The sequence below is a fragment of the Aurantimonas sp. Leaf443 genome, assembly GCF_001425575.1.
Lineage (GTDB): Bacteria > Pseudomonadota > Alphaproteobacteria > Rhizobiales > Rhizobiaceae > Leaf443.
Genome location: NZ_LMRD01000008.1, coordinates 409,627 through 431,172 on the forward strand (window position 1 = coordinate 409,627; position 21,546 = coordinate 431,172).

At 72.2% G+C, this 21,546-nt stretch carries 17 protein-coding genes and 2 pseudogenes; 12 read left to right on the forward strand and 7 right to left on the reverse strand.

Annotated features, from left to right (window positions below):
• Window positions 1-135 precede the first annotated feature (135 nt).
• Together ASG48_RS13280 and uxaC are read right to left on the reverse strand one after the other, a co-directional pair.
• Window positions 136-1,314, reverse strand: a complete 1,179-nt coding sequence (locus ASG48_RS13280) for an extracellular solute-binding protein (RefSeq protein ID WP_055850436.1) — start codon at window positions 1,312-1,314, stop codon at window positions 136-138.
• A gap of 97 nt (window positions 1,315-1,411) precedes the next feature.
• Window positions 1,412-2,812: a glucuronate isomerase gene (gene uxaC / locus ASG48_RS13285; RefSeq protein ID WP_055850438.1), complete on the reverse strand. Its 1,401-nt coding sequence runs from the start codon at window positions 2,810-2,812 to the stop codon at window positions 1,412-1,414.
• A gap of 118 nt (window positions 2,813-2,930) precedes the next feature.
• Between uxaC and ASG48_RS13290 the strand changes: the two genes are divergently transcribed.
• Both ASG48_RS13290 and uxuA read left to right on the forward strand, forming a co-directional pair.
• Window positions 2,931-3,650, forward strand: a complete 720-nt coding sequence (locus ASG48_RS13290) for a GntR family transcriptional regulator (protein ID WP_055850440.1) — start codon at window positions 2,931-2,933, stop codon at window positions 3,648-3,650.
• Between the two features lie 41 nt (window positions 3,651-3,691).
• On the forward strand, window positions 3,692-4,894 hold the full coding sequence (gene uxuA, locus ASG48_RS13295; protein ID WP_055850443.1) for a mannonate dehydratase: 1,203 nt from the start codon (window positions 3,692-3,694) through the stop codon (window positions 4,892-4,894).
• A 7-nt stretch (window positions 4,895-4,901) separates the two neighbouring features.
• Here the strand turns inward: uxuA and ASG48_RS13305 are convergent.
• Window positions 4,902-5,849 (reverse strand): annotated as a pseudogene (locus tag ASG48_RS13305) (LysR family transcriptional regulator).
• 163 nt (window positions 5,850-6,012) lie between these two features.
• Here ASG48_RS13305 and ASG48_RS13310 point away from each other — a divergent pair.
• The 5 genes from ASG48_RS13310 to lpdA are packed head-to-tail and all read left to right on the forward strand — an operon-like array spanning window position 6,013 to window position 12,097.
• Window positions 6,013-7,158, forward strand: a complete 1,146-nt coding sequence (locus ASG48_RS13310) for an acyl-CoA dehydrogenase family protein (protein WP_055850450.1) — start codon at window positions 6,013-6,015, stop codon at window positions 7,156-7,158.
• Window positions 7,155-8,396, forward strand: coding sequence for a 3-methyl-2-oxobutanoate dehydrogenase (2-methylpropanoyl-transferring) subunit alpha (locus ASG48_RS13315; protein WP_055850454.1), 1,242 nt, complete (start codon window positions 7,155-7,157; stop codon window positions 8,394-8,396). Before ASG48_RS13310 ends, ASG48_RS13315 begins: the two co-directional genes overlap by 4 nt.
• Before the next feature lie 15 nt (window positions 8,397-8,411).
• The gene (locus ASG48_RS13320; RefSeq protein ID WP_055850705.1) at window positions 8,412-9,410 is read left to right on the forward strand and encodes an alpha-ketoacid dehydrogenase subunit beta; all 999 of its coding nucleotides are present in this window, start codon (window positions 8,412-8,414) and stop codon (window positions 9,408-9,410) included.
• Window position 9,411: 1 nt separating this feature from the next.
• Window positions 9,412-10,698 (forward strand): dihydrolipoamide acetyltransferase family protein, encoded by a 1,287-nt coding sequence (locus tag ASG48_RS13325; protein ID WP_055850456.1) that lies wholly within the window; start codon window positions 9,412-9,414, stop codon window positions 10,696-10,698.
• Window positions 10,699-10,705: 7 nt separating this feature from the next.
• Entirely contained in the window at window positions 10,706-12,097 is a 1,392-nt protein-coding gene (gene lpdA, locus ASG48_RS13330; protein ID WP_055850460.1) for a dihydrolipoyl dehydrogenase, read from the forward strand.
• A gap of 134 nt (window positions 12,098-12,231) precedes the next feature.
• Here lpdA and ASG48_RS13335 read toward each other — a convergent pair whose 3' ends face one another.
• The gene (locus ASG48_RS13335) at window positions 12,232-12,855 is read right to left on the reverse strand and encodes a hypothetical protein (protein WP_156381595.1); all 624 of its coding nucleotides are present in this window, start codon (window positions 12,853-12,855) and stop codon (window positions 12,232-12,234) included.
• A 328-nt stretch (window positions 12,856-13,183) separates the two neighbouring features.
• Between ASG48_RS13335 and ASG48_RS13340 the strand changes: the two genes are divergently transcribed.
• On the forward strand, window positions 13,184-13,888 hold the full coding sequence (locus ASG48_RS13340; RefSeq protein ID WP_055850468.1) for a GntR family transcriptional regulator: 705 nt from the start codon (window positions 13,184-13,186) through the stop codon (window positions 13,886-13,888).
• 108 nt (window positions 13,889-13,996) lie between these two features.
• A complete protein-coding gene (locus tag ASG48_RS13345) occupies window positions 13,997-14,965 on the forward strand; it encodes a dihydrodipicolinate synthase family protein (RefSeq protein ID WP_055850471.1) in 969 nt (322 codons plus the stop codon).
• 18 nt (window positions 14,966-14,983) lie between these two features.
• Here the strand turns inward: ASG48_RS13345 and ASG48_RS18365 are convergent, their stop codons facing one another.
• Window positions 14,984-15,142, reverse strand: a complete 159-nt coding sequence (locus ASG48_RS18365; RefSeq protein ID WP_156381596.1) for a hypothetical protein — start codon at window positions 15,140-15,142, stop codon at window positions 14,984-14,986.
• Between the two features lie 29 nt (window positions 15,143-15,171).
• Here ASG48_RS18365 and glnQ point away from each other — a divergent pair.
• The 3 genes and pseudogenes from glnQ to ASG48_RS13360 all read left to right on the forward strand — a co-directional run.
• Window positions 15,172-15,462, forward strand: a pseudogene (gene glnQ / locus ASG48_RS13350) (glutamine ABC transporter ATP-binding protein GlnQ); the annotation flags it as partial.
• A 1-nt stretch (window position 15,463) separates the two neighbouring features.
• On the forward strand, window positions 15,464-16,720 hold the full coding sequence (locus ASG48_RS13355) for an FAD-dependent oxidoreductase (protein ID WP_055850475.1): 1,257 nt from the start codon (window positions 15,464-15,466) through the stop codon (window positions 16,718-16,720).
• Between the two features lie 10 nt (window positions 16,721-16,730).
• Complete coding sequence (locus ASG48_RS13360; RefSeq protein WP_055850478.1) at window positions 16,731-17,732, forward strand: 4-hydroxyproline epimerase; 1,002 nt, start codon at window positions 16,731-16,733, stop codon at window positions 17,730-17,732.
• Between the two features lie 123 nt (window positions 17,733-17,855).
• Here ASG48_RS13360 and ASG48_RS13365 read toward each other — a convergent pair whose 3' ends face one another.
• Together ASG48_RS13365 and ASG48_RS13370 are read right to left on the reverse strand one after the other, a co-directional pair.
• Window positions 17,856-19,595, reverse strand: coding sequence for a methyl-accepting chemotaxis protein (locus tag ASG48_RS13365; RefSeq protein WP_055850482.1), 1,740 nt, complete (start codon window positions 19,593-19,595; stop codon window positions 17,856-17,858).
• A 150-nt stretch (window positions 19,596-19,745) separates the two neighbouring features.
• Window positions 19,746-21,485 carry a nitrilase-related carbon-nitrogen hydrolase gene (locus ASG48_RS13370; protein WP_055850486.1) on the reverse strand — a complete coding sequence of 580 codons (1,740 nt, stop codon included), beginning with the start codon at window positions 21,483-21,485 and terminating at the stop codon, window positions 19,746-19,748.
• Window positions 21,486-21,546 lie beyond the last annotated feature (61 nt).

Consider the following 21,546-nt stretch of genomic DNA (forward strand, 5'->3'; position numbering starts at 1 on the left):
GAAAGGGAAACAGGGCGCCGGCTTGGCGCGGGCGCATCGTGCGGCGGCGGGGGGCCCCGCGGCCGGTGCCGCGCGCCGATGCGGGCGCGCGGCGAAGGGCGGCGGGCGGCGGGGGCCGCCCGCGCACCCTCGTCGTCAGCTCTTCTTCGCGCCGATCCGCTCGTCCCAGATGCGGAAGGCGGCGACGATCTTGTCGGCGTCGAGCGGGGTTTCCAGCGGGTTCTCGGCGATCCACGTGTCGTATTCGGGACGGCCGAATTCCTTGATCGCGTCCTGGCTCTCCTGCGGCGCCATGGAGAGGGGCACGTCCTTCACCGCCGGGCCGGGGTAGAAATAGCCCTGGTCGTAGGCATAGGCCTGGCTTTCCGGCGTCAGCATGAAGTTCATGAGGTCGAGGAGGACGGCGAGCTTCTCGTCGGAGACGCCCTTGGGCACGACCATGTAATGGGCGTCCGTCACCCAGTGGAAGCCGGCGAGCGTGCCGACCTTGGCCTCCGCCGGCACGACGCCGAGGACGCGCGGGTTGATGTCCCAGCCGGTGGTGGAGACGACGATGTCGCGCGTGCCCTCGCCGAGCTCGCGCATGGTCTGCGTGGTGCCCGAGGCGTAGTATTCGATGTTCTGGCCGAGCTCTTCGAGATAGGCCCAGGTCTTGTCCCAGCCCTTCTCCGGATCACGCGGATCGGCGTCCTTCAGGAGATAGGGCAGGCCCATCAGGAAGGTGCGGCCGGGGCCGGAATTGGAGGGCCGGGCGTAGATGAACTTGTTCGGGTTGGCCTTGGTATAGGCGAGAAGTTCCTCGGCCGAGGTCGGCGGCGTCGGCACGCGATCGGGCATGTATTCGATCAGCGGGCCGGACGGGTAGTAGGAGACGACGACGCCCCGGTCCTTGGCCATGGCCTGCATCTTGAAGGCCTGGGGGATGAGGACGCTCTCGAGGTTCGGCAGGTCCGCCTTGTAGGGCGCAAGGTCCGTCCACAGGTCCTGGTCGAGGCCGGCCGAAAGCGCGTCCGTGCCGGTGAGGACGAGGTCGATGTCGAGGCGGCCGGCATTCTGCTGGGCCTTCAGCTTGGCCGGCAGCTCGGGCGCCGGCGCCTTGGTGAAGGCGATGCGGCTCGCCCATTCGGGCTTCATCTCGGTGTAGCGCTGCATGGCGGCCTGCGTCAGCGCGAGATTGCCGGCGACGTCGACGACGGTGATCGTGACGGGGCTGGAGGGCTTGGCGAGCGCGGCGAAGGCCTTGCCGCCGAAGAGCGTCGCGCCGGCAAGGCCCGCGGCGGCGCTCGTCATCAGACGTCTGCGGGTGATGTCCATGGTCGTTCCTCCCGGATGGGGCCCTCGAGCGCGGTCTCCCGTCCGCGGGCCGGTTGATGGGTCGCCGGAGCGCGCCTTCGCGCGGCCCGACCGGTCGTCAGAGCCGGTACGCCGCCTTGGCGAGCCGGTAGGTGAGATCCAGCGCCACCTCGTGCGCCTCGTCCTCGTCGAGCCGCCCGTCGCAGACGAGGCGGGCGAGATGGGCGCAGTCCACCCGGCGCGCGACGTCGTGGCGGGCGGGGATGGACAGGAAGGCCCGCGTGTCGTCGTTGAAGCCGACCGTGTTGTAGAAACCGGCCGTCTCGGTCGTGGTCTCGCGGAAGCGGCGCATGCCCTCCGGGCTGTCGAAGAACCACCAGGCCGGGCCGAGCCGCAGGGCGGGATAGTGGCCGGCGAGCGGCGCGAGCTCGCGCGAATAGGCGGTCTCGTCCAGCGTGAAGAGGATGACGGTGAGCGAGGGCTCGTTGCCGACCGCGTCGAGAAGCGGCTTCAGCGCGCGCACGTAGTCGGTGCGGGTCGGAATGTCGGCGCCCTTGTCGAGGCCGAAGCGCTGGAACAGCGCGGCATTGTGGTTGCGCCAGGAGCCGGGATGGATCTGCATCACCAGCCCGTCCTCGAGGCTCATGCGCGCCATTTCGGTCAGCATCTGCGCGCGGAAGGCCTCGGCGTCGCGCCGATCGCCCCGTCCGGCGGCGAGGCGCTCGAACAGCGCCTCGGCCTCGGCGGCGGGACGGTCGGCGGTCGCCGCGGTCGGATGGCCGTGGTCGGTCGCGGTCGCGCCGCGCGCCTTGAAATAGGCCCGGCGCCGGCGATGCGCCTCGAGATAGCCGGCATAGGTCCGGTCCTGCCCCGTCATCTCCAGGAAGCGGTCCAGGGAGGCGGCGAAATCGGGCCGGTCGGCGTCGATCACCGCGTCCGGCCGGTAGCAGGGCAGGACGCGGCCGGCCCAGCCGGAGGCGCGGGTGCGCTCGTGGGCGGCCAGGTCGTCGATCGCCGCGTCCGTCGTGGAGATCGCCTCGATGCCGAAGCGCTCGTAGAGGGCCCGCGGGCGCATGTCGTCGGCGCGAAGGCGCTCGGAGATCGCGTCGTAGAGCGCGTCGGCATTGTCGGGCGACAGGCGCTCCTCGATGCCGAACACGGTCTCCAGCGAATGCTCGAACCAGAGGCGCGAGGGCGTGGCCCGGAAGAGCGCGTAATGGTCTGCGAAGAGGCGCCAGATCGCCCGCCCGTCGGTCTCCACCGGCCCGCCGTCGACGCGCGGCACGCCGAGCCGCTCCAGCGGCACGCCCTGCGAGTAGAGCATGCGGAAGATGTAGTGGTCGGGCACGACGAAGAGCGCCGCCGGATCGCGGAACGGCGCGTTGTCGGCATACCAGAGCGGATCGGTATGGCCGTGCGGCGAGAGGATCGGCAGATCGGCGACGGCGTCGAGGAGACGGCGCGCGACGGCCCGTGCGTCGGGTTCGATCGGCAGGAGCCGGTCCCGGTTCAGCGCCATCGCGTTTCGTCCTCCCTTGCCGCCGTCCGCCCTCCCCGGCGGTCCGCGCTTGGCATGACCTATCAACTAATATACTAGGATGTCAATTGAGGGCGAACACGGCGAGGGAGCCAGGGCGATGTCGGACGCGAAGGAGGCGGTGCTGCCGGCAGCGGCGCGCCGCAAGGCCGGCCCGGAGCGCCGCCGCCTCACCTCGGCGGGCCTCATCTACGAGACGCTCCTGTCCGAGATCGTCTCGCTCGAACTGCCGCCGGGCACGCCGCTGCAGGAGAAGATGCTGCTGGAGCGCTTCCAGGTGAGCCGCACGCCGGTGCGCGAGGCGCTGATCCGGCTGGCCGAGATGGGGCTCGTCGACGTCTTCCCCCAGTCGGGCACCTTCGTCTCGCGCGTGCCCGTCAACGCCATTCCCGAGGCGGTCCTGGTGCGCAAGGCGCTGGAGGCGATCACGGTGGAGGCGGCGGCGCGCTCGGGCGACCCGCGCTGCGGCCTGCGCCTCGACACGATCGTCCAGCGCCAGCGCATCGCCGCCGAGCACGGCGAGCTCGGCCTGTTCCACGAGGCAGACGAGGCCTTCCACGCCGAGATCGCGGCGATCGCCGGCCATCCCGGCATCTGGCGCCTCCTGATGCAGGTGAAGGTGCAGATCGACCGCGCGCGGCGCCTGACGCTGCCCGCCCTCGGGCGCATGCGGAGCGTGATGGCCGAGCACCAGGAGATCCGCGACGCCATCGTGCGCGGCGACGCTGCGGCGGCGCGCGCCGCCATGGACCTGCATCTCGTCGCCGTGCTTCCCGACGTCGCGCAGCTGCGCGACCGCTTTCCCACCTATTTCGCCTGACCGGCCGGGGCCGGTCGGCAGCTTTCAAACGGAGAAGACGCATGCGGCAAGGCTGGCGCTGGTTCGGGCCGAAGGCACCGGTGACGCTCGACGAGGTGCGCCAGGTCGGCGCCACCGACGTCGTCTCGGCCCTCCACGAGGTGCCGATCGGCACGGTCTGGACGGCGCAGGCCATCGAGGAGCGGCGCGCCCTCATCGAGACGACGCCGGCGGGGCGCGTGCCGCTCGTCTGGTCGGTGGTCGAGAGCATCCCGATCCCCGATGCGGTGAAGCGCACCGGCGGGGCGGCCAGGGCCGAGATCGAGGCCTGGATCGCGAGTCTCGAAAATGTCGGGCGGGCCGGCATCCCGATCGTCTGCTACAATTTCATGCCCGTCGTCGACTGGTGCCGCACCGAGCTCGACTTCGTGACCGACACCGGCGCCACCGCCATGCGCTTCGACTTCACGACCTTCGCCGCCTTCGAGCTGCACATCCTGGAGCGCGTCGGCGCCGAGGCGGACTATACGGACGACGAGCGCGAGGCCGCGCGCGCCGCCTTCGAGGCGATGGACGAGGCGGCGGTCGCCGACCTCACCCGCAACATCGCCAGCGCCCTGCCGGGCTCGACCACCGAGCCGATGACCATCCCCGCCTTCCGCGACAGGCTCGCCGCCTATCGCGACGTGGACGCGGCGCGGCTGCGCCGCCATCTCGTGGAGTTCCTGGAGGCCGTTACGCCTGCGGCCGAGGCCTTCGGCGTCAAGCTCACGCTCCATCCCGACGATCCGCCGCGCCCGCTCTTCGGCCTGCCGCGCATCGCCTCGACGGCGGACGACTACGCCGCGCTCTTCGAGGCGGTGCCCTCGCCCGCCAACGGCATGTGCTTCTGCACGGGGAGCCTCGGCGTGCGCGCCGACAACGACCTGCCGGCCATGGCGCGCCGCTTCGCGTCCCGCATCCACTTCACCCATCTGCGCGCCACGCGGCGCGAGGCGGATCCGCGCAGCTTCCATGAATCGGCCCATCTCGACGGCGACGTCGACATGGTGGCGGTGCTGCGCGAACTGATGGCCGAGGACGCGCGGCGCGCGCCCGGCGCCTCGATCGTGATGCGCTCCGACCACGGGCACCGCATGCTGGACGACCTCCACAAGGCGGTCACGCCCGGCTATCCCGCGATCGGGCGCATGCGCGGGCTCGCCGAACTGCGCGGCATCATGCGCGCGCTTTCCGCCGAGCCCGGCCTCTCGCGCCCGCATTGAGGCGGGTTCAGAGCGGCGCCGGCTCCGCCTCGGCGCCGCCCTCGATCTCGCGCACCAGCGCCGCGCAGGTCGCCTCGGCGCAGCGGCGGATGCGCTCCAGCCGGGCGTTGTCCTCGTGGATGACGAGCCAGAAGGTGCGCGTGAACTCGACCTTGTCGGGGATCACGCGCCGCAGTTCCGGGCGGCGGCGGGCGAGATAGTCCGGCAGCACGCAGAGCCCGGCCCCCTGCGCCGCCCATTCCAGCTGCACATGCGGGCTGGTGCTCGTCAGGCGCGGCACCAGCGTCGGGTCGATCTACGGGATGTAGTCGAGCTCGGGGCTGAAGATGAGGTCGGGCACGTAGCCGATGCCCCGGCAGCGCCGGAGGTCCGCCTTGTCGCGCACCGGATGGCGCTCGAGATAGGCGGGCGCGGCGTAGATATGCAGCTTGAAGTCGGCGATGCGGCGCACCGTCAGCCGGCCGCGCTCGGGCCGCTGCACGGCGATGGCGAAGTCCACCTCGCGCCGCGACAGGCTGAAGACGCGCGGCAGCGCCACGACCTGCACCTCGAGATCGGGATTGGTGCGGCACAGCGCGAGCGTGCCCCGGCTGATGAGCTGGCTCGCCACCCCTTCCGGCGCGCCGATGCGGATCGAGCCCGAGAGCGTCTGCATGCGCGTCGTCACCGCGTCGGCGAGCCGCCCGACCGTGGCCTCCACCTCCTCGGCGAGCCCGAGGAGCCGCTGGCCCGTCTCGGTCAGGACGTAGCCGCGCGGCCCGCGATCGAAGAGCTTCACGCCGAGATCGCGCTCCAGCTGGGTGATGCGGCGCCCGACGGTGGCCTGATCGACGCCGAGCCTGAGGCCCGCCGCCGTCACCTGGCCGGCTCTGGCGGCGGCGAGGAAATGGCGAAGATCGTCCCACTGCATCCCGGTCCCGCCCTCGTCTCTCGTCGCCATCCTGCAGATCTGCATTTCCGCATAGCATTTTTCCGGCTTTACTCCGGCAGCCCTGCATGATGGGCTGGGTCTCGCGCAGTTTTGGGAGAACCTGCCGCATGACCCGACCCTTCGCCCGACCCTTCGAAGCCCTTGCCGGCCGTCGCGCCCGGCAGCGCGGCGGCGCGGCGTGAACGCGATGGCGTTCCGCCTCGACGAGACGCAGGGCGAGCTTGCGGGGATGGCGCTCGACTTCGCCCGCGCCGAGATGGCGCCCCATGCGCTGGCCTGGGAGGCCTCCGGCCAGTTGCCGCTGGAGACGCTGCGCGAGGCCGCGCGCCTCGGCATGGCGGCGATCTACACGGGCGAGGCGCTCGGCGGCAGCGGCCTCGGGCGGCTCGACGCCGTCCTCATCTTCTCGGCCCTGGCGCGCGGCTGCCCCTCCGTCGCCGCCTTCCTGTCGATCCACAACATGGCGACCTGGATGATCGACCGCTACGGCGGGGACGCCCTGCGCGAGGCCCTCGTGCCGAAGCTCGCCTCGATGGAGCTCGTGGCGAGCTACTGCCTCACCGAGCCCGGCTGCGGCTCGGATGCCGCAGCGCTGACGACGCGGGCGGTGCGCGAGGGCGAGACCTACGTCGTCACCGGCACCAAGCAGTTCATCTCCGGGGCGGGCACGTCCGATCTCTACGTGACCATGGTGCGCACCTCCGGCGAGGGCGCCTCGGGCATCTCGGCGCTCGTCGTGCCGAAGGACACGCCGGGCCTCTCCTTCGGGGCCAACGAGCAGAAGATGGGCTGGAAGGCGCAGCCGACGCGCACCGTCTCCCTCGACGCCTGCCGCGTGCCCGTCGCCAACCGGCTCGGCGGCGAGGGCGAGGGCTTCTCCATCGCCATGAAGGGGCTCGACGGCGGGCGCCTCAACATCGCCGCCTGCTCGCTCGGCGGGGCGGAGGCGGCGCTGGAGAAGGCGCTCGGCTACATGGCGGAGCGCCACGCCTTCGGGCGCCGGCTCGACGCGTTCCAGGCGCTGCAGTTCAGGCTCGCCGACATGGCGACCCGCATCGAGGCCGCGCGCGCCCTCCTCTACGGCGCGGCGGCGGCCCTCGACCGGGGCGACGCGGACGCCACGATGCGCATCGCCATGGCCAAGCGCTTCGTCACCGACGAGTGCTTCGCCGTCGTCGACGAGGCGCTGCAGCTCCATGGCGGCTACGGCTATCTCTGCGACTACGGGCTGGAGAAGATCCTGCGGGACCTGCGCGTCCACCGCATCCTCGAGGGCACCAACGAGATCATGCAGGTGATCGTGGCCCGCGCGCTCGTGGGCGGCGCCCGATGAGCGGGGCGGGCGAGGAGGGCCGGCTCTCGCTCACCGTGCCCGAGCCGCATGTGCGCCCGGGCGACCAGCCCGATTTCAGCGATCTCGTCGTCCCGCCGGCCGGCAGCGTGCGCCGCCCGCCCGTCGACGCCGATCCCCAGGACATCCGCGACCTCGCCTACACGATCATCACCGTCCTCGACGGCGAGGGCCGCGCGCACGGCCCCTGGGCGGGCGCGCTCGACGACGAGGCGCTGCGCGAGGGCCTGCGCCACATGATGGTGCTGCGCGCCTTCGACGCGCGCATGCAGATGGCGCAGCGCCAGGGCAAGACCTCGTTCTACATGCAGAATCTCGGCGAGGAGGCGGTCGCCTGCGCCTTCCGCACGGCGCTGCGGCCGGGCGACATGAACTTCCCGACCTATCGGCAGGCGGGGCTGCTGGTCGCCGGCGGCTATCCGCTGGTCGAGATGATGAACCAGATCTTCTCCAACGAGAGCGACCCCCTCAAGGGCCGCCAGCTGCCGATCTTCTACTCCTCGAAGAGCCACGGCTTCTTCTCGATCTCGGGCAATCTCGGCACGCAGTTCATCCAGGCCGTGGGCTGGGCCATGGCCTCGGCGATCATGAACGACACGAAGATCGCCGCCGGCTGGATCGGCGACGGCGCGACGGCGGAATCGGACTTCCACGCCGCCATGGTCTTCGCCTCCACCTATCACGCGCCGGTGGTGCTCAACATCGTCAACAACCAGTGGGCGATCTCGACCTTCCAGGGCATCGCGCGCGGCGAGGCGGCGACCTTCGCCGCGCGCGGCCACGGCTTCGGCATCGCGGCGCTGCGCGTGGACGGCAACGACTATCTCGCCGTCCACGCCGTCGCCTCCTGGGCGGCGGAGCGGGCGCGGCGCAATCTCGGCCCGACGCTGATCGAATATGTCACCTATCGCGCCGGGGCCCATTCGACCTCGGACGACCCCTCCGCCTACCGGCCGCGCGTGGAGTCCGAGGCCTGGCCGCTCGGCGACCCGATCGCCCGGCTGAAGCAGCACCTGATCGCCAGAGGCGCCTGGTCGCCCGAGCGCCACGTGCAGGCCGAGGCCGAGGTGCTGGAGACGGTGATCGAGGCCCAGCGCGAGGCCGAGACGCACGGCACGCTGCATGCCGGCGGCAAGCCCTCGGCGCGCGACATCTTCGAGAATGTCTACGCGCAGATGCCGCCGCACCTGAAGCGCCAACGCCAGGACGCGGGGGTCTGAACCGTGAAGCGCACGATGATCGAGGCGATCCGCGACGCGATCGGCACCGCCATGGAGGCCGATCCGGCGGTCGTCGTCTTCGGGCAGGACGTCGGCTATTTCGGCGGCGTCTTCCGCTGCACGCAGGGGCTCCAGCAGCGCTTCGGCAAGAACCGCTGCTTCGACGCGCCGATCAGCGAGCTCGGCATCGTGGGGGCGGCCATCGGCATGGCGGCCTACGGGTTGCGCCCCTGCGTCGAGATCCAGTTCGCCGACTACGTCTATCCCGCCTACGACCAGATCGTCTCGGAAGCGGCGCGCCTGCGCTACCGCTCCAACGGCGACTTCACCGCCCCGCTCGTCATCCGCATGCCGACCGGCGGGGGTATCTTCGGCGGGCAGACGCACAGCCAGAGCCCCGAGGCGCTCTTCACCCATGTCGCCGGGCTGAAGACGATCGTGCCCTCCAACCCCTACGACGCCAAGGGCCTGATGATCGCCGCCATCGAGGACGACGACCCGGTGATCGTGCTGGAGCCCAAGCGCCTCTACAACGGCCCCTTCGACGGCCATCCCGACCGGCCGGTGACGCCCTGGTCGAAACATCCCTTGGGCGAGGTGCCGGACGGGCACTACACCGTGCCGCTCGGCAAGGCCGCGATCCGGCGGGAGGGGGCGGCCGTGACGGTCCTCGCCTACGGCACGATGGTGCACACGGCCGAAGCGGCGGCGATCGAGACGGGGATCGACGCGGAGATCGTCGACCTGCGCTCGCTGGTGCCGCTCGATCTCGAGACGATCGTCGCCTCCGTCGAGAAGACCGGGCGCTGCGTCGTCGTGCACGAGGCGACGCTGACCTCGGGCTTCGGCGCCGAGCTCGCCGCGCTCGTGCAGGAGCATTGCTTCTTCCACCTGGAGGCGCCGGTGCGGCGCGTGACGGGCTGGGACACGCCCTACCCGCACGCCCAGGAATGGGACTATTTCCCCGGCCCCGCCCGCCTCGGCCGCGTGCTGCGCGAAGCGCTGGAGGCCTGACATGGCGCTGCGGATCGTCAAGCTGCCCGATATCGGCGAGGGCGTCGCGGAGGCCGAGATCGTGGAATGGCACGTGTCGGTGGGCGACACGGTCGGCGAGGACCAGATCCTCGCCGCCGTGATGACCGACAAGGCGACGGTCGAGATTCCGACGCCCTGCGCGGGCACGGTCGTGGCGCTCGGCGGGGCGGCCGGCGAGACGCTGGCGGTGGGCGGCGAACTGGTGCGCCTCGAGGTGGAGGGGACCGACGCCGCCGCCCCGTCCGCCCCGTCCGCTCCGGCGGCTCCGACTGCGACGGACGGGGCGGTGCCGCCCTCCCCGTCTCCTGCGCCCCCGCATCGCGCGCCCGCCGCGCCCGCCGCTCCACGCCGGACGACGTCGCCCGCCTCGCCGGCGCCGCGCCTCGGGGCGCCGCGCGCGCCCGGCGAGAAGCCGCTGGCCTCGCCCGCGGTGCGCCTTCGCGCCCGCGAGGCCGGGGTCGATCTGAGGCAGGTGCGCGGCTCCGGGCCGGCCGGGCGCATCTCGCACGAGGATCTCGACCTCTTCCTGCGCGGCGGCCCGGCGCTCGCCCGGCCCGGCGCCCCGGTGCCGAACGAGGCGGTGGAGGAGATCGCCGTCACCGGCCTTCGCCGGCGCATCGCCGCCAACATGGCCGAGGCGACGCGCCGCGTCGCCCATTTCAGCTATGTCGAGGAGGTGGACGTCACCGCCCTCGAGGCCCTGCGCAAGGCGCTGAACGCCCGCGACCCCGCGCGCGGCCGTCTCACGCTCCTGCCCTTCCTGATGACGGCGATGGCGCGGGCCGTCGCCGACCATCCCCAGCTCAACGCCCATTACGACGACGAGGCCAATGTCCTGCGCCGCTACGGCGCCGCCCATATCGGCGTCGCCACGCAGACGCCGGCCGGGCTGATGGTGCCGGTGGTGCGCCATGCCGAGGCGCGCGACCTGTGGGACCTCTCGGCCGAGATCGCCCGTCTGGCGCAGGCCGCGCGCGACGGGCTCGCCGCCGCCGCCGACCTGTCGGGCTCCACCATCACCCTGTCCAGCCTCGGCGCGCTCGGCGGCATCGTCTCGACGCCCGTCGTCAACCGGCCGGAGGTCGCCATCGTCGGCGTCAACCGCCAGGTCATGCGGCCCGTCTGGGACGGCGCCACCTTCGTGCCGCGCCTGACGATGAACCTCTCCTCCTCCTTCGACCACCGCATCGTCGACGGCGCCGACGCGGCTGGCTTCGTCCAGCGCATCAAGGGGCTCCTCGAGGAGCCCGCAACCCTGTTCGTCTGAGGCCGCCATGGGCGAGATCACGACCCGCATCGCGGTCCTGGGCGGCGGGCCGGGGGGCTATGTCACCGCCATCCGCGCCGGCCAGCTCGGGCTCGACACCGTGCTCGTGGAGGAGGCCTTCCTCGGCGGCACCTGCCTCAATGTCGGCTGCATCCCGTCCAAGGCGCTGATCCACGCCGCGCAGACCTTCCACGGCGCGACCCTGGCGTCGCGCGAGCCGTCCTTCGGGGTGCGCCAGGGCGCGCCGAGCCTCGACTTTCCCGCCACCATGGCCTGGAAGGACGCCATCACCGACCGTCTGAAGCTCGGCGTCGCGGGGCTTCTGGGCCGGGCCGGCGTGAAGATCCTGCGCGGCGCCGGCACGCTTCTCGACGGCAAGACGATCCGGGTGGAGACCGACACCGGGCCGGAGACGGTGCGCGCCGAGCATCTCGTCCTCGCCACCGGCTCGGTGCCCGCCGAACTGGCGACGCTGCCCTTCGGGGGGCGCGTCGTCTCCTCCACCGGCGCCCTGGCGCTCGGCGCCGTGCCCCGCCGGCTCGTCGTCGTGGGCGCCGGCTATATCGGGCTGGAGCTCGGCACCGCCTTCGCCAAGCTCGGCGCGACGGTCGACGTGGTGGAGGCCGCGCCCGACATCCTGCCCCATTACGACGAGGAGCTGACGGCCGAGGTGGCGCGGCGCCTGCCCGCCCTCGGCGTGACGCTGCATCTCTCCACCCGCGCGGCCGGGCTTACCCCGGACGGCGCGGGCCTCGTGGCGGAGCGGGCGGACGGGACGCGCACGGTCCTGCCGGCCGATATCGTCCTCGTCGCCACCGGCCGGCGGCCGCGCACGCGGGGCTTCGGCCTGGAACAGCTCGACCTTGCCATGGCCGGGCCCTTCATCCGCATCGACGAGCGCTGCGCCACGTCCATGCGCAACGTCTGGGCCGTGGGCGACGTCACCGGCGAGCCGATGCTCGCCCACCGCGCCATGGCGCAGGGCGAGATGCTGGCCGAGATCCTCGCCGGCAGGCGCCGGGCCTTCGACCGCCACATCCCGTCCGTCTGCTTCACCGATCCCGAGATCGTCTCGGTCGGCCTCTCGCCGCAGGCCGCCCGGGCGGCGGGCGTGGAGACCGTCACCGGGCGCTTTCCGCTCCATGCCAACGGCCGCGCCATGACGCTCGGCGCCGAGGACGGTTTCGTGCGGGTGACGGCCCGCAGCGACAACCATCTCATCCTCGGCCTCCAGGCCGTGGGGCGCGACGTCGCCGAGCTCTCCACCGCCTTCGGCCTCGCGCTGGAGATGGGCGCGCGGCTGGAGGACGTCGCCGGAACCGTGCATGCCCATCCCACCATCGGCGAGACGCTGCACGAGGCCTGCCTGCGCGCCCTCGGCCACGCGCTTCACCTGTAGGCCGGGCGTCCTCGATCCGGGTCGGATCGGCCCGCCCGGGCATCGTCGGGAGAAACGGAACCAGGCTCCGCCCTCGCACCGGGCGGCAGGGTCCGGGACCGCGGGCGCGACGGATGCGCCCGTTCGCGGGTCGCTCAGCCGGCGGCGACCTTGTCGAGGCAGCGCTCGATATTCTCGCGCGCCTGGCGCTCCAGGCGGTCGTGCAGGGGCGGCAGGCGGTAGATGGTGGGGCTGGCGCCGAGCCGGGAGAAGAAGCAGCCGAGCGCGCCGCGCCACTGCGCGTCGTCGAGATGGGACGCTTCCTGGCGCAGGCGGGCCGTATTGGCGGTGAATTGCGGCCAGGGCAGGCCGAGCGAAGCGAGGTCGAGGTCGAGCATCCACTGGCGGGCGCGGGCCCGGCGCCCCGCCTCGCCGCAGATCGCCGCGCCGCTGCCCATGTGGTCGGCGGTGGCCAGGATCGTCTCGGCGACCCAGAGCCGGTCGGCCTCCGGCATCGCCGCGCGGTCCGCCATCCACTGTTCGGCCGAGCGCCGCTCGTTGTCGCAGGCCCCGCCCACCACGACCGCGTCGTGATAGGCGATGGCGCAGGCGATGAGGGACGTGTCCTCGGGCCGGGCGAGATCGACCTCGGCGCCGTAGGCCCGATGCAGCCGCCAGAGGTCGGCGAGATGCCCCGCATCGTGATAGTGGCGGTTCGGCGCCGTCATCTGCCGCCACAGCGCGCCGCGCTCGGCCTCGCCCACGGGCACGTGGGCCATCATCTCCGCGAAGGCCGCGGCGGCTTGGCCGGCGGCGCGACGGGTGGCTCCCCGGACGGGCCCGCCCATGTCAGGGCGCCGCGACAGACGTTGCATGCATGCTTCGGCGCCTCGTGCGTCCTGACCCATCCCTGCCCTCCGGCCCGCCGCAATGTTGACCCTGTTCCCTGTCTGCTTTCAATCCCGATAACGACATACGCGTGCGAATCGTGCCGGATCACCGTCCGAACGGGGGTCGAGACGGAGGTCGCACCCGGTCCCGACGGCGCTGGCATTCGCCTCGCGCCCGGCCTAAACCCATCGCCCCGCCCCCCGGAAGGACCGCCGCATGACGCAAGAACCCGAGGCCGTCTTCCTGGAGCGCAAGCGCGGCTCGGGCGCCCGGATGGTCTACGACGCGCTGCGCGACGAGATCCTCGACCTCGTCCTGCCGCCCGGCAGCTTCATCGACGAGGTGCAGCTGGCCGAACGCTTCGGCGTCTCGCGCACGCCGGTGCGCGAGGCCCTGGTGCGTCTCTCGGGCGAGGGGCTGGTCAGCACGCTGCCCAACCGCTCGACCATGGTGTCGAACATCGACTTCCTGAACCTGCAGCCGTATTTCGACGCGCTGGTCCTCATGTACCGCGTCACCACGCGCCTTGCCGCCCGGCATCACCAGGAGGGCGACCTCGCCGCCATCCGCGCCTGCCAGGACGCCTTCGCCGAGGCGGTCGCCGCGCAGGACGCGCTCGCCATGATCGCCACCAACGCCGCCTTCCACCTGGCGATCGCCGAAGCCGGCCGCAATCCCTATTTCGCCGGCCTGTTCGGCCGCCTCGCCGACGAGGGCCGCCGGATCCTGCGCTACTACTACGACAGCTACGAGGACCGCCTGCCGCGCCGTTTCGTGGACGAGCATCTGGAGATCCTCGACGCCATCGCCGCGCGCGACGCCGACCGCTGCGACCGGCTGGCCGCCGCCCATGCCGAGCAGATCGTGCAGCAGATCCGCTCGCTCTTCACGCGCGGCGACCGCCTCGAGATCACCCTTTGATGAGGGGGTGAAATTCTTGTCGACAAATAAAATGCAAAAATGGATAGTGTCTCCCAGCCAGACCGCGACCGCGCCATCGGGCCGTCGCCGACCACCGAGGACCCTTCGATGAAAGCCCAGATCTTCTCCGGCGTCATTCCCGCCCTCATGACCCCCTGCAAGGGAGACCGCACGCCCGACTTCGACGCGCTCGTGCGCACCGGACAGGACCTCGTGGCGGCCGGCATGTCGGCGGTCGTCTATTGCGGCTCGATGGGCGACTGGCCGCTCCTCACCGACGCGCAGCGCATGGAGGGCGTGGAGCGCCTCGTGAAGGCGGGCCTGCCGGTGATCGTGGGCACCGGGGCCGTCAACACGGCCAGCGCCGTCGCCCATGCCGCGCACGCGCAGTCCGTCGGCGCCCAGGGTCTCATGGTCATCCCCCGCGTCCTGTCTCGCGGCTCGGCGCCGGCGGCCCAGAAGGCGCATTTCAAGGCTATCCTCTCGGCCGCGCCCGACCTGCCGGCGGTGATCTACAACAGCCCCTATTACGGCTTCGCCACGCGCGCCGACCTGTTCTTCGCGCTGCGCGCCGACCATCCGAACCTCGTCGGCTTCAAGGAATTCGGCGGGCCGGCCGACCTTCGCTACGCCGCCGAGACCATCACCAGCCGCGACGACGACGTCTCGCTGATGATCGGCGTCGACACGGCCGTCTTCCACGGTTTCGTGAACTGCGGCGCCACCGGCGCCATCACCGGCCTCGGCAACGTGCTGCCCAAGGAGGTCCTGCACCTGTGCGCCCTCTCGCGGGCCGCCGCGGCCGGCGACGCCAAGGCGCGGCGCGACGCGCAGGAGCTGGAACAGGCCATGGCCGTCCTCTCCTCCTTCGACGAGGGGCCGGACCTCGTCCTGTTCTTCAAGCACATGATGGTGCTCAAGGGCCACGAGGCCTTCGCGCTCCACTTCAACGAGAGCGACGCGCTGAGCGAGAGCCAGCGCGGCTATGCCGAGGCGCAGCTGCGCCTCTTCGACACCTGGTACGCCGACTGGAGCCGGGCCGAGGGTCGCAGCCCGGCCCAGCGCGCCGCGGCCTGAGACGGGCCGGGAGGGCCGTCACGCCACGGCGTCGAGGCCCTCCCGTTCCAGCCGGTCGAGGAGCGCCGTCTCGGCCGGAGTGAGGCGGATGCCCTCCTGCGCCGTGCGCGCCCGCGCGGCGCGCCGGCGAGAAGGCGAGAGGGCGAGAGGGCGAGAGGGCGAGGATCGGCTCGCCATGGCTCGGGGCGAGCGTCGTCATGCCGAGCTTGTCCAGCGCCCGCGCGCTTGCCATGTCGCCGGACTGCATGCTCTTCGACGAGGTGACCTCGGCGCTCGATCCGATGCTCGTCGGCGAGGTGCCGGACACGCTGCGCCTGCTCGCCTCAGAGGGAATGACGATGATCTGCGTGACGCACGAGATGGAATTCGCCCGCGAGGTCTGCGACCGCGTCGCCTTCTTCCACAAGGGCGTCATGGCCGAGATCGCGCCGCCCGAGCAGCTCTTCGGGGCGCCGCAGCGCCCGCAGACGCAGACCTTCCTTGCGGCGACGCACTGAGATGGCCGCATCCTCCGGACCACGGCCCGATGTCGTCGTCATCGGCGCGGGCGTCGTCGGCCTCTCGGCCGCGCTCGCTCTCCAGGCGGAGGGCCTTGCCGTCGCCGTCCTCGACCGCGAGGGGCCGGCGGCCGGGGCCTCGGCGGGCAATGCCGGCGCCTTCGCCTTCACCGACATTCTGCCCCTCGCCTCGCCCGGCATCCTGAAGAAGGCGCCGCGCTGGCTGCTCGACCCGCTCGGGCCGCTCAGCGTGCCGCCGGCCTATGCCCTGCGGATCGCGCCCTGGATGCTCCGCTTCTGGCGGGCCTGCGCGCCCGCGCGCGTCGAGGCCTCGACGGCGGCGCAGACGGCGCTGATGGACCTGTCGAAGGCGGAGCTGGAGCCCTTCCTCGCGGCCACCGGCACGGCCGGGATGCTGCGGCGCGAGGGCAACCTCCAGGTCTACGAGAGCGAGGCAGAGTTCGCGGGCTCGCTGCCCGGCTGGGCGGCACGCGAGCGCCACGGCATCGACTTCCGCCACATGGGCCCGGCCGAGATGGCGCAGATCCAGCCCGGCCTCTCCCCGCGCTTCACCCATGGCACCTTCACGCCCGGCTGGTTCTCGATCGCCGACCCGAAGGACTACGTGCTCGCGCTCGCCGACCGCTTCCGGGCCGGGGGCGGGCGGATCGAGCGGGGCGAGGCCAGGGCGCTCAGGCCCCTTGCCGAAGGCGTCGAGATCGCGACGGCCGAGGGCCCGCGCCCGGCCGGCCGCGTCGTCGTGGCGGCCGGCGCCTTCTCGCACCGCCTGAGCGAGACGCTCGGCGAGCGCGTGCCGCTGGAGACCGAGCGCGGCTACAACACGACGCTGCCGGCCGGCGCCTTCGACCTGCGCACGCAAGTCACCTTCGGCGGCCACGGCTTCGTCGTCACCCGCCTCTCCTCGGGGCTGCGCGTCGGCGGGGCGGTGGAACTGGGCGGGCTCGACCTGCCGCCGAACTTCAGGCGCTCCGAGGCGATGCTGCGAAAGGCGGCCGAGTTCCTGCCGGGCCTCAGGACCGAGGGCGGCCGGCCTTGGATGGGCTTCCGACCCTCGCTGCCCGACTCGCTTCCCGCCATCGGCCCTTCGCGCGCCTCGCCGCGGATCGTCTACGCGTTCGGCCACGGCCATCTCGGCCTCACCCAGTCGGCCGGCACGGCCCGGCTCGTGGCCGACCTCGTCACCGGCAGGGCGCCCGCGATCGACCTCTCGCCCTTCTCGCCCCAACGCTTCGCCTAGGAGCCACCCCATGGCCAACCACACGTTCTCCTGCCTCGACGGCCATACCTGCGGCAATCCGGTGCGCCTCGTCTCGGGCGGCGGCCCGCGCCTCGAGGGCGCCACGATGCTGGAAAGGCGCGCGCATTTCCTGCGCGAGTTCGACTGGATCCGCACCGGGCTGATGTACGAGCCGCGCGGCCACGACATGATGTCGGGCTCCATCCTCTACCCTTCCACCCGGCCGGACTGCGACGTCGCCGTGCTCTTCATCGAGACGAGCGGCTGCCTGCCCATGTGCGGCCACGGCACGATCGGCACGATCACCATGGCGATCGAGAACGGCCTCGTGACGCCGCGCGAGCCCGGCCGCCTCTCGATCGACGCGCCGGCCGGCAAGGTGGACATCACCTATTCGCAGGAAGGCCGCTTCGTGGAGGAGGTGCGCCTCACCAACGTGCCGGGCTACCTCCATGCCGAGGGGCTGACGGCCGAGGTGGAGGGCCTCGGCGAAGTCGTCGTCGACGTCGCCTATGGCGGCAATTTCTACGCCATCGTCGAGCCGCAGAAGAATTTCCGCGACATGGCCGACTTCACGGCCGGCGAACTCGTCGGCCTCTCGCCCAGGCTGCGCGCCGCGCTGAACGCCAAGTACGAGTTCGTCCATCCCGAGCATCCGCAAATCTGCGGCCTCAGCCACATCCAGTGGACCGGCGCGGCCCTCGATCCGCAGGCCCATGCGCGCAACGCCGTCTTCTACGGCGAGAAGGCGATCGACCGCTCGCCCTGCGGCACCGGCACCTCGGCCCGCATGGCCCAGCTCGCCGCCAAGGGGAAACTGTCCGTCGGCGACGAGTTCGTGCACGAGTCGATCATCGGCTCGCTCTTCCGCGGCCGCGTCGAGGCCGCGGCGAGCGTCGGCGGACGGCCGGCCATCGTCCCCTCCATCGCCGGATGGGCGCGCCAGACCGGCATCAACACGATCTTCATCGACGACCGCGACCCCTTCGCCCACGGCTTCGTGGTCCGCTAGGACAGGTCCGGGCGGAGCGCGCGCGCTCCGCCGCCGCACGATGCCCCTGTTCGAGGCCCCGGGACCGCATCCGGTGATCCCGAACCCGGCGGACGGTCTGCGGCCGCCGGGTTCGGGGCGCCGTCAGGCGCTGAGCCGTTCGAAGGGCTCGTCGGTCAGGTCGAGCGCGAAGCCCGTGGCGGGCGCGTTCGCCGCCTTGGCAGGCCCTGCCGCGCGGCGCGCGGGCGCCCTTGCGGCGGCCGGCGCCCGCTCGGCGGCGAAGGCGGCGACGCTCGCCTGCAGGCCGCGCGCGTCGCGCCCCGTCTCCGCCGTCGTCGTCGCGGCGTCCGCTTCCGTGTCGTCCAGGCGGAAGAAGGCCGCCCGCTCGTTGAGGCGCGCGGCGCCCTGCGAGAGTTCCTGCGAGGTCGCGGACATCTCGTTGGAGGCGCCGGCATTGGCCTGCGTCACCTGGTCGAGCTGCTGGATCGCCTGGTTGATCTGCTCGATGCCGACCGACTGCTCGCGGCAGGCCGAGGAGATTTCCGAGACGAGCTCGGCCGTGCGCTGGATGTCGGGCACGAGCGCGGCCAGGAGCGTTCCCGCCTCCTCGGAGACCGTCAGCGTCGAGCGCGACAGTTCGCCGATCTCGGTCGCCGCCTCCTGGCTGCGTTCGGCGAGCTTTCGCACCTCGGAGGCGACGACGGCGAAGCCGCGCCCGTGGCTGCCCGCCCGCGCCGCCTCGATGGCCGCGTTGAGGGCCAGAAGGTCGGTCTGGCGGGCGATCTCCTTCACCACCATGATCTTCTGGGCGATGGTGCGCATGGCCTCGACGGACTGGACGACGGCAAGGCCCGTCGTCTCGGCCTTGCGCGAGGCCTCGATGGCGATCGTCTCGGTCTGCGTGGCGTTGTCGGCGTTCTGGCGCACGTTGGACGCCATTTCCTCGATCGCGGCCGAGGCCTGTTCGGAGGCGGCGGCCTGCTCGGTGGAGCCGGAGGAGAGCTGCTCGGCGGTGGCGGCCGACTGGGCGGATCCGGAGGCGACCTGCGCCGACGAGACGCGGACGGCGTGGATCGTGCCGGCAAGGCGCAGCCGCATCTGGCACAGGCGCGTCAGGAGCGTGCCGATCTCGTCGCTGCGCGTGTGGACGATGCGCCGGGAAAGGTCGCCGGACGCCATGAGCTCGACATGCTCCTCCATCTGCCGCAGACCGCGCGTCAGCGAGGCGGCCATCCAGAAGGCGAGCCCGGCGCCCACCGCCACCGCCGCCGCGACGAGGGCGATCAGCCAGTTGCGCGTTTCCAGATAGGTCGCGCCGGAGGCCTCGACGAAGTCCGCCGCCCCCTTCTGGCTGCGCAGCACGAGCTGCGACAGACGGGTCTGCGCGGCCTCGGCGGCCGGCCGCAGACGCTCGTCGGCGAAGGTCTTGGCGGTCGCCAGCGACCCGTCCGTGCCCTCGACGGCCGTCCTGTCGACATCGACGGCGGCGGCGAGCGCGAAGCCCTGGTCGGTCAGGGTCTCGAGCGAGAGGAGCATCGGCGCGAGGTCGGCGACCTCGGCCTGTCCCTCCCGCGTCGGCACGGCCTTGAGAAAGCTCTGCGTGCTCTCGCCGATCTCGGCCCAGGTGGCCTCGTATTCGACGCGCAGGGCCTCGATCTGCGAGGCGGGCGCGGCGAGCGCGGTGCGCACGATGCGGCGGACCCGCTCCAGATCCCGGTCGATCGTCGAAAGGGTGCGCACCTGCTCGAAGGGCCGGTCGGCGAATTGCGAGAAGCGGTCGGCGCTCGCCGACAGGGCCTGGACGCCGATCGCACCGACGCCCGCGGTGAGGATCAGCACGGCGCCGAAGCTTGCGGCCAGCCGGGTCTTCAGGGAGAAACGCATGGGAACACTCGTTTTCGCTATCGCCACCTCGCGGCGATCTCCATGGCCGCCCTAACGCGCTCCTCAGCCTTCCGGCCGACTCCCGTTCGCTCGCGATGCGCCGATCTTGCGCGGCATGGTTGGCAAATCCTGAAGCCGCCCCTCCGGCCCTCACCCGGCCGCGGGCGCGGCGACGAGCTCGCGATAGTGGTGGGGCTGGCGCATGAGGACGAGGTCCTTGCGGCGCGCGACATGGGTCGGATAGGGGCCGCCGACGGTCCCCGTGTCGATCTCGGCCACCGCGACGGCCGCGTTGCCGGAGACGATCGCCTCCTGCCGGGGAAAGAGGAACGTGTCCGGCCCGAAGACGCCGGAGAGGCCCGGATAGCCTTCCAGCGGCGCGCGCACGTTGGCGAAGGCCAGCCAGCAGTTGTTCTCGCCCGCGCGCACCCGGTACTGGTGCCAGTGCAGGGGGTCCGCCCCGGTCGGGATGGGCGCGGGCTGGGCGACCGCCGTGCCCTCGTGGCCGAGATGGAAGCGCTCCTTCACGGCCGCCGGGCAGGCGATGAGGTCGCAGCCGCGCAGCGCCAGGATGCGCCCGGTCTCGGGAAAGCTCGCATCGTGCCCGATCATCAGGCCGAGCCGGCCGAAGGGCAGGTCGAAGACCGCGAAGGCATCGCCCGCCTGCGCCCATGCCGCGTCGGCCCGCGTCAGGTGGATCTTGCGGTAGAGGCCGACGAGCCCGTGCGGTCCGGCGAGCGCGGCGCTGTCGAAGCGGGCCTCGCCGTCGCGTTCGGCAAGGCCGGCGACGAGGTGGATCTTGAGGTCGGCGGCGATGGCGCAGAGCGCGGCGACCGCCCGCCCGCCCGCCTCCACCGCGCCGGCGGCGGGGTCGGCAAGGCCCGTCAGGGCGCGTTCGGGAAAGACCACGAGTTCGGCGCCGAGATCGGCGGCGGCGGCGGCCAGGCGCCCGATCTCGGCGAGATTGGCCTCGACGTCCGGTCCGGGCGCCATCTCGGCGACGGCGACCTTCGCCTTGCGGCCCTCGGGCAGCGGCTCGTGCCCGTAGAGGCGGAAGAAGTCGTGCGGATTCCAGGCGAAGGTGTTGGTCATCAGCTCGGCATAGAGGTCCGGCCGGCGCTGCTCCAGGATCGGCTCGCCCCAGAGCGTGCGCGCGCGCGCCAGCGCCGGGTCGATCTCGGCCATCGCGATGCCGTCGCCGCCGTCCACCACGTCGAGGATCGTGGCGTCCGGCGCAATGATGCAGGAGCCGCCGGAGAACTGCACGCCGCGCTCCAGGCCCCAGCGGTTGGCCTCCACGAGATAGCAGCCGTTCTCGAAGGCGCGGTTGATCCAGTAGGGCGCGGGCGTTCGCTCGGCGAGCCAGTTGGAGACGTGGCAGATGACGTCGGCGCCGCGAAGGCCGGCGAGGCGCGCGGTCTCCACGAAATGGATGTCCATGCACACGAGCAGCGCGATGCGCCCGATCCGCGTCTCGAAGACCTGATGGCCGAGATCGCCGGAGACGGCCCATTTGGGCTCGGAAATATAGGGATGGGTCTTGCGGTGGGTGCCGACGACGCCCTCCGGCCCGATGAGGACGGCCGCGTTGTAGTAGAGGTTGGTCCGCGGATCGACCTCGGGCATGCCGATGACGACGTAGATGCCGCGGGCCCGCGCCAGGGCCTCGAAGCGCCGCGTGGTCGGACCGGGGATCGGCTCGACGAAGGGGGCGACCTCGGCGCGGTCGTGCCAGCAATAGCCGGTCGTGCCCATTTCCGGCGTCACGACGAGCCGCGCGCCGGCCTCGGCCGCCGTCTCGACGAGCGCCAGCAGCGCCTCGATATTGCGCGCCTTCGCGAACATCGTCGGCTCGAACTGGACGGCGGCGGCTTTGAAGGGAGCGGTCATGGCGAGAATCCGGACGCGAGGCGAAGGACGGCGGTCGAGGGGCGGCGGCGCCGCCCGGCCC

What these genes read in the sequence shown, in the direction of transcription:
- ASG48_RS13280 (WP_055850436.1), bottom strand. Translation starts at nt 1,314, where the DNA reads ATGGACATCACCCGCAGACGTCTGATGACGAGCGCCGCCGCGGGCCTT.
- uxaC (WP_055850438.1), bottom strand. Translation starts at nt 2,812, where the DNA reads ATGGCGCTGAACCGGGACCGGCTCCTGCCGATCGAACCCGACGCACGG.
- ASG48_RS13290 (WP_055850440.1), top strand. Translation starts at nt 2,931, where the DNA reads ATGTCGGACGCGAAGGAGGCGGTGCTGCCGGCAGCGGCGCGCCGCAAG.
- uxuA (WP_055850443.1), top strand. Translation starts at nt 3,692, where the DNA reads ATGCGGCAAGGCTGGCGCTGGTTCGGGCCGAAGGCACCGGTGACGCTC.
- ASG48_RS13310 (WP_055850450.1), top strand. Translation starts at nt 6,013, where the DNA reads ATGGCGTTCCGCCTCGACGAGACGCAGGGCGAGCTTGCGGGGATGGCG.
- ASG48_RS13315 (WP_055850454.1), top strand. Translation starts at nt 7,155, where the DNA reads ATGAGCGGGGCGGGCGAGGAGGGCCGGCTCTCGCTCACCGTGCCCGAG.
- ASG48_RS13320 (WP_055850705.1), top strand. Translation starts at nt 8,412, where the DNA reads ATGATCGAGGCGATCCGCGACGCGATCGGCACCGCCATGGAGGCCGAT.
- ASG48_RS13325 (WP_055850456.1), top strand. Translation starts at nt 9,412, where the DNA reads ATGGCGCTGCGGATCGTCAAGCTGCCCGATATCGGCGAGGGCGTCGCG.
- lpdA (WP_055850460.1), top strand. Translation starts at nt 10,706, where the DNA reads ATGGGCGAGATCACGACCCGCATCGCGGTCCTGGGCGGCGGGCCGGGG.
- ASG48_RS13335 (WP_156381595.1), bottom strand. Translation starts at nt 12,855, where the DNA reads ATGGCCCACGTGCCCGTGGGCGAGGCCGAGCGCGGCGCGCTGTGGCGG.
- ASG48_RS13340 (WP_055850468.1), top strand. Translation starts at nt 13,184, where the DNA reads ATGACGCAAGAACCCGAGGCCGTCTTCCTGGAGCGCAAGCGCGGCTCG.
- ASG48_RS13345 (WP_055850471.1), top strand. Translation starts at nt 13,997, where the DNA reads ATGAAAGCCCAGATCTTCTCCGGCGTCATTCCCGCCCTCATGACCCCC.
- ASG48_RS18365 (WP_156381596.1), bottom strand. Translation starts at nt 15,142, where the DNA reads ATGGCGAGCCGATCCTCGCCCTCTCGCCCTCTCGCCCTCTCGCCTTCT.
- ASG48_RS13355 (WP_055850475.1), top strand. Translation starts at nt 15,464, where the DNA reads ATGGCCGCATCCTCCGGACCACGGCCCGATGTCGTCGTCATCGGCGCG.
- ASG48_RS13360 (WP_055850478.1), top strand. Translation starts at nt 16,731, where the DNA reads ATGGCCAACCACACGTTCTCCTGCCTCGACGGCCATACCTGCGGCAAT.
- ASG48_RS13365 (WP_055850482.1), bottom strand. Translation starts at nt 19,595, where the DNA reads ATGCGTTTCTCCCTGAAGACCCGGCTGGCCGCAAGCTTCGGCGCCGTG.
- ASG48_RS13370 (WP_055850486.1), bottom strand. Translation starts at nt 21,485, where the DNA reads ATGACCGCTCCCTTCAAAGCCGCCGCCGTCCAGTTCGAGCCGACGATG.